Annotated in this window: 11 protein-coding genes; 10 read left to right on the top strand and 1 reads right to left on the bottom strand. The window is 67.1% G+C overall.

The features are described from left to right. Nucleotides 1–7: 7 nt before the first annotated feature. Nucleotides 8–1639 (bottom strand): beta-helix domain-containing protein, encoded by a 1632-nt coding sequence (locus D4766_RS04920; RefSeq protein WP_120716437.1) that lies wholly within the window; start codon nucleotides 1637–1639, stop codon nucleotides 8–10. 264 nt (nucleotides 1640–1903) lie between these two features. Between D4766_RS04920 and D4766_RS04915 the strand changes: the two genes are divergently transcribed. The 10 genes from D4766_RS04915 to D4766_RS04870 all read left to right on the top strand — a co-directional run bounded on the left by D4766_RS04915 (nucleotide 1904) and on the right by D4766_RS04870 (nucleotide 13327). Next, nucleotides 1904–2263: a hypothetical protein gene (locus D4766_RS04915; protein WP_120716436.1), complete on the top strand. Its 360-nt coding sequence runs from the start codon at nucleotides 1904–1906 to the stop codon at nucleotides 2261–2263. A gap of 183 nt (nucleotides 2264–2446) precedes the next feature. Continuing rightward, nucleotides 2447–3091, top strand: coding sequence for a lytic transglycosylase domain-containing protein (locus D4766_RS04910; RefSeq protein WP_234024896.1), 645 nt, complete (start codon nucleotides 2447–2449; stop codon nucleotides 3089–3091). Nucleotides 3092–3094: 3 nt separating this feature from the next. Continuing rightward, entirely contained in the window at nucleotides 3095–3397 is a 303-nt protein-coding gene (locus D4766_RS04905) for a TrbC/VirB2 family protein (protein ID WP_120716435.1), read from the top strand. Between the two features lie 3 nt (nucleotides 3398–3400). Further along, complete coding sequence (locus D4766_RS04900; protein ID WP_120716434.1) at nucleotides 3401–3682, top strand: VirB3 family type IV secretion system protein; 282 nt, start codon at nucleotides 3401–3403, stop codon at nucleotides 3680–3682. Nucleotides 3683–3698: 16 nt separating this feature from the next. Continuing rightward, nucleotides 3699–6131: a VirB4 family type IV secretion/conjugal transfer ATPase gene (locus D4766_RS04895; RefSeq protein WP_120716433.1), complete on the top strand. Its 2433-nt coding sequence runs from the start codon at nucleotides 3699–3701 to the stop codon at nucleotides 6129–6131. Then, complete coding sequence (locus D4766_RS04890) at nucleotides 6128–7315, top strand: TrbL/VirB6 family protein (RefSeq protein WP_120716432.1); 1188 nt, start codon at nucleotides 6128–6130, stop codon at nucleotides 7313–7315. The genes D4766_RS04895 and D4766_RS04890 overlap by 4 nt, the downstream gene beginning before the upstream one ends. After that, complete coding sequence (locus D4766_RS04885; RefSeq protein WP_120716431.1) at nucleotides 7312–8142, top strand: TrbG/VirB9 family P-type conjugative transfer protein; 831 nt, start codon at nucleotides 7312–7314, stop codon at nucleotides 8140–8142. The genes D4766_RS04890 and D4766_RS04885 overlap by 4 nt, the downstream gene beginning before the upstream one ends. Then, complete coding sequence (locus tag D4766_RS04880; protein WP_234024895.1) at nucleotides 8142–9263, top strand: TrbI/VirB10 family protein; 1122 nt, start codon at nucleotides 8142–8144, stop codon at nucleotides 9261–9263. The genes D4766_RS04885 and D4766_RS04880 overlap by 1 nt, the downstream gene beginning before the upstream one ends. A gap of 4 nt (nucleotides 9264–9267) precedes the next feature. Next, nucleotides 9268–10251: a P-type DNA transfer ATPase VirB11 gene (gene virB11 / locus D4766_RS04875; RefSeq protein WP_120716430.1), complete on the top strand. Its 984-nt coding sequence runs from the start codon at nucleotides 9268–9270 to the stop codon at nucleotides 10249–10251. Nucleotides 10252–10411: 160 nt separating this feature from the next. Then, entirely contained in the window at nucleotides 10412–13327 is a 2916-nt protein-coding gene (locus D4766_RS04870; RefSeq protein ID WP_120716429.1) for a TonB-dependent receptor, read from the top strand. The last annotated feature ends 6 nt before the right edge of the window (nucleotides 13328–13333 follow it).

Genomic DNA, 13333 nt, shown 5'->3' with positions numbered 1-13333 from the left:
CCGCCGCCTAGTTGGTCGGCAGCGAGGTACAGGCGCTTCCGCCGCCGAGCGGTGCGTAGCTGCTGTTGCAGGTCCAGCCCTTGTACCAAGAGCTGTTCTCGGCCCACGCGGCGCCGATCCGGTACGGGCTCGGGCTGGCGGTGAAGAACCCGGCAGGGATCGCGGTCCCGGTGGCAAGGCCGGTCGGATCGGTCGGGACCACCGCGTTCTCGTTCGCGCCGTTGACGAAGGTCATCGTCAGCGTGTTCGTGAAGGCGTCGTTGTTGTTGTTCGCGCCCGAACCGAACGCCGCCGCGACGCTGGCCGCATCGTAGCTGCCGTCGCCGATATACTTGGCGCTGTTGCATTGCAGGACCACCGACCGCGCGGCCAGCGTGGTGCGGACCGAGGCGTCGGCAGCGCCCGTCAGGCGGATGCACTCGTTGTTGGGGGTGATGATCGCCCCGTTGTAGAGCGTGACGTCGGCGTTTCCGCGGAAGAGCGTGGATGCCTTGTCGTTGCTCTCGCTGTTGCTGCTGGTCTGCGGCTGCAGAGCAAGGAAATTCGCTACCTTCAGGTTGGTGCGCGGGGTATCGGTCTCGCGACCGTTGGAGTCGATCTCCATCAGCGCATCGCCCTGTCCGGGGCGCTGGAGGAGCAGCGCATACTGCAGGCTCATCCGCGCACCGGTATCGACGTCGAGGCTGTCGTCGTCGGCGCCGGTCGCGACGTAGTACTTCATCTTGACCACGCCGCCGAAGAATTCGCCGCCGTCGTCGGAGCTGTTGTGCGACTGGATGTACTCGAGCGTGGTGCCCGAGCCCACCGCTCCGGTCGTGATCGCCTGCAGTTCGGCGTTCGCGCTCAGAACGAAGCCCGAATACCGGATCTGGACGTAGCGCATGGAGCCGGCGTTGTAGGCATCGTCCGCGCCGCCGAAGCGGGCGAGGTTGATCGCACCTTCCGTATCGCGCTCGCACGTGCCGGCGGCCACCGTACCGACCGAGCAGTCGCTCACCCGGCCTCGGCCGAGCAGCACCACACCGCCCCATTGGCCGATCGAACTGTCGGTGTTCAGCCCGGCGACATTGTCCTGGCTGGTGAAGACGATCGGCGCATTGGCGGTGCCGACGGCATTGATCTTGTTGCCGCGGTTGACCGCGAGCCACGACTGGCCGGTGCGCGCATAGAGAACGACGCCGGGTTCGATCGTCAGCGTCACGTTGGTATCGGCGGTCAGCGTTCCGCAACCGACCGTGGTCGATGCGAAGGGGGCACCGGAGGTCGGCGCGGAGAAACCTCCGTCGCAGCCGACGTCGACGCGGCCGTTCATTGCGTAAAGCACGCCCGTGATCCTGGGCAGGGTGACACTGCGCGATACGAGGCTCGGCAACTCGCAGATCCGGTAGCCGCCGGTCGGGCCGCTGATCGTTCCGCGATCGGTCAGGACCACGCTGGCATCGTTCGTCAGCGTGGGGCACGCGCCGGCCGGCGTCACGACTGTGCTCGTCGGCGGCGGCGGGGGCGGGGGCGGGGCCGGAGTGGTGATGACGACGTTCACGTCGCCGGTGGTGCCGGGCGATGCGACATCGTCTGCACCGCAGCCGGTCAAGATCGACAGCCCGCAGCCGAGCACGATGGTACGCTTGATGGTGTTCACGACGGTCCCCTCAAAAACCGAGAAAGCTTGGAATCGACGCGCGCTTTTCGCCCGCCCCGACTCGCCCGCTAGGCCCGCTGCGTGACAGTTCGGTTGCAAGATTTCGGTGAAAAGAAAGCGACTTAACTATGACGGTCGTGCGACAAATGCGTCGTCAACGAGGGCGTTTGTTACGCAAAAATGACATTGTTACGGAATTGTTGCGCGAAGCTTCAGGGTGGGAGTAGGCAACGCTCAAGGAACATAACGAGAGGAGTCCGGATCATGGGCATTACCGGCATTCTGGCGGTCATCGCGATGGGTCAGGCGGCACCGGCCGCGGCCGATATCGGCTATGATGCACTCATCGCCGGCGACGGCGAGCGCGCCGTCGAGGCGATCGCCGCCGATCCGTTGGCGACCGATGACCCGGCGAAGCTCATCAACCTCGGCGTCGCCTATGCGATGGAAGGTGACCGCGACAGGGCGCGGACCATGTTCGAGCGCGCGGCCGCTTCGAGCGAGCGCTACGATCTCGAGGTCGCATCGGGCGAGTGGGTGGAATCGCGCCGCCTTGCGCTACGGGCACTGGCTGCACTCGATCGGGGCGGCCTGGCAAGCGAAGTGCGCACCGCCATGCGCTGATCCTGGGAGCGGACAACCCCACGATATTATTCGAGAAGAGCACTCGAACAGCCTTGCGGCCCGTCGGATTGTCCCGGCGGGCCGTTTCGTATTAAGGGTGAACTGTCCGGTCCGGTCGTTCAGGAATCTGTCACCGCCGTGTCACTTAGTGTAGGCAGGGGCACCGGACGGAGGGTTCGCGTAATGATTCTCGCGCGTGCGAGCGGTATTGTATGGGTGGCGCTGCTGTGCGGTGCCGTGCCCGCGCACGCCGATGTCATGGAGGTTGGGCCAGACGGTGCGCGGTGGGTGAACGGCGTACTGGCCGTCCAGGTTCCCGCAGCACAGGAAAACGACATGTTGGCTCCCGAAGAGCCGGCCATCGTCGAACTTGCAGCCGACTTTTCGGTCCCGCCGCAGGCCATTGCCGATGCCGCGCGGCAGGCAGGTGTGGTGCCCGCGGTCTACGCAGCCAAGGTCTTCGAACTCGCCAGTCGGTTCGACCTCTCGCCCGCGCTGATCGAGGCGCTGGTCTGGCAGGAAAGCCGCTGGAACGCCGGTGCGCGTTCGCCGGTCGGCGCGCGCGGCCTCGCCCAGCTGATGCCGGGAACTGCGCGCTATCTCGGGGTCGATCCGGATGACCCTTTCGCCAACCTCGAAGGCGGGGCGCGGTACCTGCGAGAACAGCTCGACCGGTTCGACGGCAACATCGAGAAGGCGTTGGCCGCCTACAACGCCGGGCCGGGCCGGGTGATCGCCGCAAACGGCATCCCGCGCATTCGCGAGACCCAGACTTACGTATCGTCCATCATGGGGCGGCTTTCCGATCACTCACGGGAGAAAAACTAGTCCATGCGTCCGACCACTCGCCTCCTTCCGCTGGCGCTTCTCGCCGCTTCGAGCCCTGCCTTCGCCCAGGCGACCGATCCGCAGGGATCCGGGCCGATCGTGGCCGCGCTCGGCTGGCTGCAGGGGACGCTACTGGGCAACGTCGCGACTGCGGTCGCGGTGATGGCGGTGGCTGCAGTCGGCTTCATGATGCTGACGGGCCGGCTGAACTGGCGCTTCGGGGCGACCGTGATCATCGGCGTGTTCATCCTGTTCGGCGCCGCCAGCATCGTCGCGGGCATCCAGGGCGCGGCGGCAGGCGCCTGACCCGTGGAGCTGGTGCGCCACCCCGTCCATCGCGCGCTCACGCGGCCGCAGATGTTCGCCGGCGTGACGTATAACTATTTCATTATCAACTTCGCGCTGACAACCGAGCTGTTCCTGATCACCGGCAGCTGGTGGGCATTGCCCGCCGCGCTGGCCTTCCACATGGTCGGCTATTTCGCCTGCCTCAGGGAACCGCGCTTCTTCGACCTGTGGCTGACCCGGGTCAGCAAGTGCCCGCGGGTGAAGAACTGGAAGCGCTGGGGTTGCAACAGCTACGCGGCATGATGGGGATCGAGACATCATGAGCAAGAAGTGGATCGGGGCCGCGAGTTGGAGCGCGAAGGAAGCCCGTGCGGGCGACCGGCTTCCCTACGCGCGCCTCGTCGACGGCAACACCGTGCTGCTGCGCGACGGCAGCGTGATGACCGCGCTGCAGGTGCCCGGCCTCCTGTTCGAGACGGAGGATTCCGACGCGCTCAACCATCACGCCGCCACGCGCGAGGTGATGCTGCGCTCCACGCTCGACGCCCGGTTCGTGATGTACCACCACGTCATTCGCCGGCGGGTGGCGATCGAGCTCGACGCCGCTTTTCCCGATCCCCTGACCGCGCATATCGATGCCAAGTGGCAGGAACGGCTCGGCAGTGGATCGCTGTTCGTCAACGACCAGTTCGTCACCCTCATCCGCCGCCCCGCGCGCGGGCGGGCGGGCCTCGCCGAAAAGGCCGGTAAGATGTGGTCGAAGAAGGGCCAGAAGGTCGCCGAAGCCGATCCCAAGGACGTGCGCACGTTGAAGGCGGCGGCGACCGGCCTGGTGGCGAGCTTGCAAGCCTACGGCGCGGCGTTGCTCGGCGATTACACGGGGCCGAGCGGGGCGACCAACAACGAGATCCTCGAGCTTCTTTCGGCGCTCTACAACGGCGAGATGCGGCCCGTGCGCCGCCCGGCCGAAGAAACCGACATCGGCCAGATGCTGCCCTATCGCCGGGCGAGCTTCGGGCTCGACGCGATGGAACTGCGCGGGTCGGGCGAGCCGGATTTCGCGGCGATCCTCAGCCTCAAGGACTATCCCGAAGCGACCAGCCCCGGCCTGCTCGACGCGCTCCTGCGCCAGCCGTTCGAGATGATCGTATCGGAAAGCTACGCGCCGTCCGAACGGACCACCGCGCGCGAGCGGATGGACCTTGCGATCCGCCGCCTGAAGAGCGCCGACGAGGAAGCGATGGCCGAGCGGGGCGACATGCTCGCCGCGCGCGATGCGCTGGGCAACGGCGCGGTCGGCTTCGGCGATCACCACCTGACGGTCCTCGTGCGCGAGGCGACCCTGCCCGACCTCGACGAGGCGACCGCCCAGTGCGCCGCCGCGCTCGCCGATACCGGCGCGATCGTCGTGCGGGAGGATACCAATCTGGAGCCCGCGTTCTGGGGCCAGTTTCCCGGCAACGAGGGCTATATCGCCCGCCGCGCGATGATCTCGAGTGCCAACATGGCGAGCTTCGGATCGCTCCACGGCATGGCACTGGGGCAGGCGGAAGGGAACCACTGGGGCGACGCGGTGACGCTGTTGCAGACGACCAGTGCGACGCCGTTCTTCTTCAATTTCCACACCGGCGATCTCGGCAACTTCACCGTCATCGGTCCGTCGGGTTCAGGCAAGACGGTGGTGATGAATTTCCTCGCCGCGCAAGCGCAGAAATTCAGCCCCCGCACCATCCTTTTCGACAAGGATCGCGGCGCCGAACTCTTCATCCGCGGGATCGGCGGCCGGTACGACCGGATCGCCAGCGGCGAACCCACCGGCTTCAACCCGCTGGCGCTGCCCGACACCCCCGGCAACCGCGCCTTCCTGCGCGACTGGCTCGCCGTGCTGCTCAAGGCCGAAGGGCCGGAGGAACTGGCGACGATCGCCGGGGCGGTCGATGCGGCCTACGCCAACGATGCCAGCTTGCGCCGCCTGCGCCATTTCCGCGAACTGCTCAGCGGCACGCGGCGGCCGCAACCGGGCGATCTTGCCGACCGGCTCAATGCATGGATCGCGGGCGCGGAGAACAGCTGGCTGTTCGACAACGAGCGCGACCAGTTGGACCTGGGTGCGCGCGTGCTCGGGTTCGACATGACCGCGCTGCTCGAAAACCCGCGGCTGCGCACGCCGACGATGATGTACCTTTTCCACCGGATCGAGGAACGTCTGGACGGCAAGCCGACGATGATCCTGATCGACGAGGGCTGGAAGGCTTTGGACGACGAGATCTTCGCCGCGCGTATCCGCGACTGGTTGAAGACGCTGCGCAAACGCAACGCAATGGTCGGCTTCGCCACGCAGTCGGCGCGCGATGCGCTGGAAAGCCGCATCGCGACCGCGCTGGTCGAGCAGACCGCGACGATGGTCTTCATGCCCAACGCGCGTGCACGGGCCGAGGACTATTGCGACGGGTTCGGCCTCACCGATCACGAACTGGCGCTGATCCGTTCGCTTCCCGCGCACAGCCGCGCGTTCCTCATCCGCCAGCCCGATGCGAGCGTCGTCGTGCGGCTCGACCTGTCGGGCGCGCCCGAAGTGCTCGCCGTGCTGTCGGGCCGCGAGAGCACCGTGCGCCGGCTCGATCTGCTGCGCGAGGCGGTGGGCGACAATCCCGCCGACTGGTTCCCCGCTCTCACCGGCCATGCCTGGCCCGGCGGCGCCACGGTCGCCGACGATGGCGCCGATCCCGACTTCAAGCTGGCCGCCGAATGAGCGCGGCCTGCGACAACGCCGCGCAGGGCGTCGGCAGCGGCATCGCCGCCGCTTTGCGGGCGGTCGACTGCGTCGCCAACGAATCCATTGCGGGCGCGTTCGGCCGGCTGTTCGCGCCGGGCGGGGCGCTCGTCACGGTGCTGACGATCCTGCTGACGCTGTTCGTCGCGTGGTTCGGGATCAACCTCCTGCTCGGCCGGGCGAACCTTTCGGTCCGCTCACTCACCCCGCGCATGATGACCATCGGCGTCGTCCTTACGCTGGTGACCAGCTGGGTCGCCTACTCCACGCTCGTCTGGAACCTCGCCATCGGCGGCCCCGACGAGATCGCCACCCTCATCACCGGCAGCCAGGGCAGCGCAACGCAGGTCTTCGCGCAGAAGATCGACGTGGTCTTCCAGGCACTTCAGCAGGCCGCTCCGCAGACGGAAGGCAAGGACGTCGGCGCATTCAGTCCCGAAGGCATGTTGTGGCTGGGCGCGATGCTGTTGCTGCTCGGCACCGTGGGGGTGCTGGTGACCGCGCGGATCGCGCTGGCCGTGCTCGTCGCGGTCGGCCCGGTCTTCGTCGTCATGGCCCTGTTCGAAAGTACGCGCGGCATGTTCACTGGCTGGCTCAAGGGACTGGTTATGCTCGCGCTGGTGCCGCTGTTCGCGGTCCTGGGCGGATCGATCATGCTCGAACTGGCGGTGCCGGTCCTCGCCTCGCTCGTGGCGACACCGGGTCAGGTCGATCCGCAGGCGGCGATGGCGTTCTTCGTCATCGGCGCGGTGCACGCCGCGCTGATGATCATGGTGCTGAAGGTCGCCGGCACAATGGTGTCGGGCTGGCGGGTGTTCGGCATGGTGCCCGACCGCATGGACAAGGCCGATCGCGCGGCCACCGTCATCTCGAGCGTGGCCCCGTCCGCCGGTGCCGTGGGCGCGACCGGAGCGGCTGCCGCCGGCGCGGGCGCGGGATCGGGGGCCGGGCCGACCGACCGCCGCATCCCCGTGGCCGCATTCGCCACCGCCCCGGCCGCCAACGATGCCGGCGGGGGCGCGCGCGACGTGCGCGTCATCAACAACACCCTTGCTTCAGGTTCCGGTCAGGCCGCCCCGGCCATGCCGGGTGCCGGGCGCGCTCGCGGCATCGGGAGCCGCTTCAAGTCCGCGCCCCCTCGTCTTTCGGAGAAAACGAAATGATCCGCGCTGCACTCGCGCTCGCCCTCCTCGCCGGGACTGCCGCCGGCCTCGCCCCCGCCCGGGCCGACGACGCGCGCATCGTCGAGAAGTTCTACGACGCGGGCAAGGTCGTCCGGATCGAGGGCAAGACGAAGGTCCAGGCGACCATCCAGTTCGGCGACGACGAAAGCATCGAGAACGTCGCGATCGGCGATTCCCAGGCGTGGCAGGTAACGCCCAACAAGCGGGCGAACCTCCTGTTCGTGAAGCCGCTGGCAACCACCGCCTCGACCAACATGACGGTGGTGACGAACAAGTATACCTACCTGTTCGACCTAGTCGCCTCGCCGAGTGCGCGGCCGCTTTATGTGATGCGCTTTACCTATCCCGAGGAACCGGAAAAGCCCGCGGCACAGCTGGCCGCCGCGACCGGCGCGACGGACGCCGAACTGGCCGCGTTGGCGGACCCGCAGCCGGTGGTCGATCCGGCCGAACTCAACTTCGCGTGGGCGGCCAAGGGCGACCGCAAGCTGCTGCCCGTGCGCACTTACGACGACGGCACCGCGACCTTCCTTTCCTGGCCCGCGGGGACTGCCGTTCCGGCGATCCTGATCAAGGACCAGGCGGGTACCGAGGGGCCGGTCAATTTCACCGTGCGCGGCGACGTGATCGTCGTCGACGGCGTGCCGCGCGAGATCGTGCTGCGTTCGGGCAAGGATGCCGCCACCCTGACCAATGGCGGGCCGGTCCGCGAAGCCGGGCGCGCCGCGCCCGAAGTCGCCAGCCCGCAGGCCGCGCTCGCCCGGTCCGACATGCCCATGCCCCGTACCACCCAGGGAGACCGTTGATGCGCCTCGCCATGCGACTGCCGGCCAAGAAGCCCGGCGCGGAAAGCGCCAACGACCTCGACCCGCGCGAGGGCGAGAGCGCGGAGATCATCGATCTCGCCAGCCGCAATGCCTTTCCCGCGGTCACCCAGCGCAAGGGCAAGTCCGACGGGCTCGGCCTCGCCGCCGGGGTCGGTATCATCGGCCTGCTCGGCGCGGTGACGTTGTGGAGCATGAACGCCGCGCGGACCGAGAAGCCGGAAAGCGTCGGCGGGCAGCAGGTCGCGGCGCAGCAGGCGCCCGTGGTGCCGCCGCAGGCGGTGACGACGGTGGACGTGGCCCAGCCGGTTGCGGCGCAGCCTTCGCCCGGGTTCGTCCGGTCCGATCCCGCGCCGCAGCCGGTCCTTGCGGCCATGCCCGGCGCCTCCCCGGCCCCGGTCGCCAACCCGTACTCCAACCCCACGGTAGTGTTCGACGCAGGCGCGGCGGCGGGCGGCGGTATCGGCGATGCGGCTCCGGGCCAGCCGGTCGGCGACGGGTCGAGCGCGGGCAATGCCAACGATTTCGCCAGCAAGATCGGCGGCGTGGGCGGGGCTCCGGCGCGCGCCGCGGCGATGGTCAATCCCACCACCACCGTGACGCAGGGCACGCTGATCCCCGCGGTGCTCGAAACCGCGATCAATACCGATGTGCCCGGTTACGTGCGCGCGGTGGTGAGCCAGGACGTGCGCAGCTTCGACGGCACGCGCACGCTGGTGCCGCGCTCGAGCCGCCTGATCGGCCAGTATCAGTCGGGCCTGCAGGGCGGACAGAAGCGCGCCTATGTCATCTGGACGCGGCTCATCCGGCCCGACGGCGCCTCGGTCAATCTCGCTTCACCGGCCATCGGCTTCGATGGCACGACGGGGCTCGAAGGCAAGGTCAACAGCCACTTCTTCAAGCGCTTCGGGTCCTCGATGCTGCTCTCGGTGATCGGCGGGCTTGCCACCGGCGGCGCCTCGGTCGTGCTGGGCGGCGGCGCCAACGCCGCCTCGACCGCGCTGCAACAGGACGGCCAGATCGCGCCCACCGTGCGCGTGCGCGCGGGCGAGCCGATCCGCGTCTTCACCGCGCGCGATCTGGATTTCTCCGCGGTCAAGTAAGCGCATGGCCGACGTCGTCACCCTGCCGCCGGCGGCCGAGCGCAGCGTCTACCTCGACGCCTACCTCGCGCCGTTCCAGCGCTGGCTGGAGGTCGACACCGTCACCGAAATCCTCGTCAACCGGCCCGGCGAGGTCTGGGTGGAAGACGCGGCACGGGGCGGGATGCACAAGGTGGATGCGCCCGAGATCGACGACCGGCTGGTCCAGCGCCTCGCCGAACAGGTCGCCCGCGTCAGTCACCAGGGCATCAACCGCGAGCACCCGCTGCTCGGCGCGACGCTACCCGACGGCGCACGCGTCCAGTTCTGCGGTCCGCCCGCAGCGCGGCGGCACTGGGCGATGGCGATCCGCCGCCACCGCCGGCTCGATCTCCCGCTCGACGCCTACGACACCGGCCCGCTGGGTGGGGAAATCGCGCCCGACATGCCCGATCCGCAGGCCGAACCGGTCGCGTTCCTGCGCGCGGCGATCGCGGCGCGGCGGACGATCCTGATTTCCGGCGGCACCAGCACCGGCAAGACGACCTTCCTCAACGCAATGCTCGGCGAGATACCGAAGCGGGAACGGGTGATCCTCGTGGAGGATACGCCCGAACTACGCCTGCCCGGCGAGAACGGCATCGGGCTCGTCGCGGTGAAGGGCGAACTGGGCGAAGCGAAGGTTACTGCCAACGAATTGCTGCAGGCCGCATTGCGGTTGCGGCCCGACCGCATCGTGCTGGGCGAACTGCGCGGCGCGGAGAGCGTCAGCTTCCTGCGCGCGATCAACACCGGCCACCCGGGCAGCTTCTCGACGATCCATGCGAACTCGCTGCGCGGTGCGCTCGAACAACTCGCGCTCATGGTCATGCAGACGGGCATCGGCCTCACCCGCAGCGATACGATCGCCTATGCGGCCGGCGTGATCGACGTGATCGTCCAGCTGGGTCGCGACGGATCGGGCAATCGCGGCATTACCGCCATCGCGGAGAGCGTGACGCTGGTCTGACGGCGCTACCGGCGCGCCCGGATCAAATAGGATGCTGCATTGCAATAATAATGCCGTAGCTCCCTTTCGCGACATTCTCTTGCCACGACGCCCGCTTTCGCGTGAGCTTCCTTTCCGAAAGAGGTTCCCAGCAAGGGAGCCCGTTCGAAGGAGAGGACCTATGAGGGTGAAGGCTGCCCTGCTTGCCGGCATTTGCGCCACCGCGACCGCGTTTCCCGTCCATGCGCAGGACACCTCATCCACAGAAGCAAACACACCGGTCGAGCGAGGCAACGAGATTGTCGTCACCGCCCAGCGCCGGGCGGAATCGCTTCAGTCCGTTCCCATCGCGGTCAGCGCCTTCAGCGCCGAAGCGCTGGAGTCGCAGCAGATCGAGAATGCGAGCGACCTGCAGCTGACGCTGCCGAACGTGTCGTTCACCAAGGGCAACTTCACCGGTTCCAGCTTCACCATCCGCGGCATCGGCGACCTGTGCGTGGGTACGAGCTGCGACAGCGCGACGGGCATCCACACCAACGGCTCGCCGCTGTTCGGCACCCGCCTGTTCGAGACCGAATACTTCGACCTCGAACGGATCGAGGTGCTTCGCGGCCCGCAGGGTACGCTGTACGGCCGCAACGCGACCTCGGGCGTCGTCAACATCATCACCGCCAAGCCCGACCTGTCGGGTTTCCACGCCGCTGGAGAGGCGGAATACGGCAACTTCAATTCCATCAAGGCCAAGGGCATGGTCAACCTGCCGCTCGGCAACACGATGGGCGTGCGGCTGGCCGGCTTCTACCTCAACCGCGACGGCTACACCCTCAACACCTTCGACGGATCGCGGATCGACGACCGCGACATGTATGCGGTGCGCGGGTCGTTCCGGTGGGAGCCGACGCCCGACACCACCATCGACCTGATGGGGTACTATTTCCGCGAGAACGACAACCGACTGCGGATCCAGAAGCAACTTTGCCAGCGGGATCCCACGGGCGTGCTCGGCTGCCTCAACACCTTCCGGGGCTACGAGAAGACCAACACGAACTCGTCGTTCACCGGGACCCTGGGATCGCAGGAATTCCTGCGCATTCAGGGCATCCCAGCTGCCTTCGGCCTCAACAGCCTTTATGGTCCGGACGGGTTCGCCAACGTGACCGAGCCGCGCGACGTACGTACCGTGGCGACGCCTTTCACCCCCGAATACTTCGCCGACGAACTGCAGATCCAGGGACATATCGATCAGGGCTTCGGGGCGTTCAACCTGTCGCTGACGGGTCTGTACCAGAAGACATCCGTCGATTCGCGACAGGATTACAACCTCGGGGTCGCCGATCGGACGGGTACGGCATTCCGCACGGCACTCGGCACGCTCGCCGCGGCTGGTGCGGGTGCGGTGCCGGGGTTGCCGGCCGCGTACTTCGCACCGATTTCCCAGGCCCTGATCCCGCAAGGGCCGAACGGCCCGTTGTGTACGTCGGACAACCGGCAGGATAACCGCGGATCCTACGAAGGGTTCTCGATCTGCGGGCCCGTTCCGCTGTCCTTCGACCGCTCGGTGGGCGAAGGCGAATCCTATTCGGCCGAGGCCATCGTTTCCAGCGACTTCGACGGTCCCTTCAACTTCCTCGTCGGTGCGATCTACGCAAATTCGAAGGCGACGAACGTCGATTACTTCGTCAACGCGTTTGCCATCGACTACGTCTCGGGCATACTCGGAACCTTTACCGCGCTCGGCGGCGGCTTACCGCCGTCGTACCTGGCGACGTCGTATTATCGCAACGCGACGACGGAGTTCGAACTCAAGAGCTACGGCGTGTTCGGCGAGGTCTATTTCGACATCTCCGACCGGCTCAAGCTGACCGGCGGCCTGCGCTACAACAACGACAAGAAATCGCTGACCGCGCGCAATACGCTGGCGAGCTTCCTCAACCCGTTCTCCAACGACGGCGATCCGTTCGCTTCGCCCTTCGTCGGCAGCTACGATGCCGATCCGGGCACGGCCGGCAACCAGTTGTTCCAGACCCGCAGCGTCGGCTTCGATGCGATCACGGGCCGTGCGGTGATCGATTACCAGATCACGCCGAACAACCTCGTCTATGCCTCGTACTCGCGCGGTTACAAGTCGGGCGGGATCAACCCCCCGCTGGCGCCGATCTTCGCCGTGCCGGATAGCTTCGGCAACGAAAGCGTCGATGCGTTCGAAATCGGCACGAAGAACACGCTCGGCAACGGTGCGGTGCAGCTCAACGCGACGGCGTTCTACTACAAGTACAAGAGCCTGCAGCTCAGCCGCATTATCGCGCGCACGTCGGTCAACGATACGATCGATGCGAACATCTATGGCGTCGAGCTCGAATCGATCATCCGCCCGACGGACAACTGGCTGATCAACTTCAGCCTCAGCTTCCTCGACACCAAGGTCGCTGGCGACCAGTTCTTCTCCAACCCGCGCGATCCCGGTGGCGGCGACCCCAACGCGGTCATCATCAAGGACATCACCAACGGCGCGAACTGCGCGGTCACCTCGACGCTGGGCGGGGCGGGGGCGAACGGCTTCGTCGGTGCGGTCAACGCGGCACTGGGCTTGCGCGCCCCGACCGGGTTCGGACCCAACAGCGGGATCGCCTCGAACGGGGCTTTCGGCATCTGCTCGGTCCTCGCCGCACAGGCCGCAGCCCCGGCCAACGCACCTTTCGGCATTCAGGTGCTGAGCCCGGGCGTGGAAGTGAACCTCAAGGGGAACGAACTGCCGCAGGCGCCGAACCTCAAGGCGTCGGCGGGCATCCAGTATACCGCCGAATTCGGCAACGGGATGACACTGGTGCCGCGCTTCGACATCTCGATGACCGGCCGCCAGTACGGCAACATCTTCAACGGCAACGTCAACCGGATCGAACCGTTCACGCAGGCCAACGCGCAAGTCCAGCTGAACGGGCCGGACGACCGCTTCTTCGTCCGTGCGTTCGTCCAGAACATCTTCGATTCGAACTCGACCACCGGCCTTTACGTGACCGACGCGTCGTCGGGCCTCTACACCAACATCTTCACACTCGAACCGCGCCGTTACGGCGTCGCGGCGGGGTTCAAGTTCTGACGGCTC

It is taken from the genome of Tsuneonella amylolytica (assembly GCF_003626915.1).
Lineage (GTDB): Bacteria > Pseudomonadota > Alphaproteobacteria > Sphingomonadales > Sphingomonadaceae > Tsuneonella > Tsuneonella amylolytica.
This window is presented reverse-complemented; position numbering and strand designations above follow the sequence as displayed.

What these genes read in the sequence shown, in the direction of transcription:
- D4766_RS04915 (WP_120716436.1), top strand. Translation starts at nt 1,904, where the DNA reads ATGGGCATTACCGGCATTCTGGCGGTCATCGCGATGGGTCAGGCGGCA.
- D4766_RS04890 (WP_120716432.1), top strand. Translation starts at nt 6,128, where the DNA reads ATGAGCGCGGCCTGCGACAACGCCGCGCAGGGCGTCGGCAGCGGCATC.
- virB11 (WP_120716430.1), top strand. Translation starts at nt 9,268, where the DNA reads ATGGCCGACGTCGTCACCCTGCCGCCGGCGGCCGAGCGCAGCGTCTAC.
- D4766_RS04905 (WP_120716435.1), top strand. Translation starts at nt 3,095, where the DNA reads ATGCGTCCGACCACTCGCCTCCTTCCGCTGGCGCTTCTCGCCGCTTCG.
- D4766_RS04910 (WP_234024896.1), top strand. Translation starts at nt 2,447, where the DNA reads ATGATTCTCGCGCGTGCGAGCGGTATTGTATGGGTGGCGCTGCTGTGC.
- D4766_RS04880 (WP_234024895.1), top strand. Translation starts at nt 8,142, where the DNA reads ATGCGCCTCGCCATGCGACTGCCGGCCAAGAAGCCCGGCGCGGAAAGC.
- D4766_RS04870 (WP_120716429.1), top strand. Translation starts at nt 10,412, where the DNA reads ATGAGGGTGAAGGCTGCCCTGCTTGCCGGCATTTGCGCCACCGCGACC.
- D4766_RS04885 (WP_120716431.1), top strand. Translation starts at nt 7,312, where the DNA reads ATGATCCGCGCTGCACTCGCGCTCGCCCTCCTCGCCGGGACTGCCGCC.
- D4766_RS04895 (WP_120716433.1), top strand. Translation starts at nt 3,699, where the DNA reads ATGAGCAAGAAGTGGATCGGGGCCGCGAGTTGGAGCGCGAAGGAAGCC.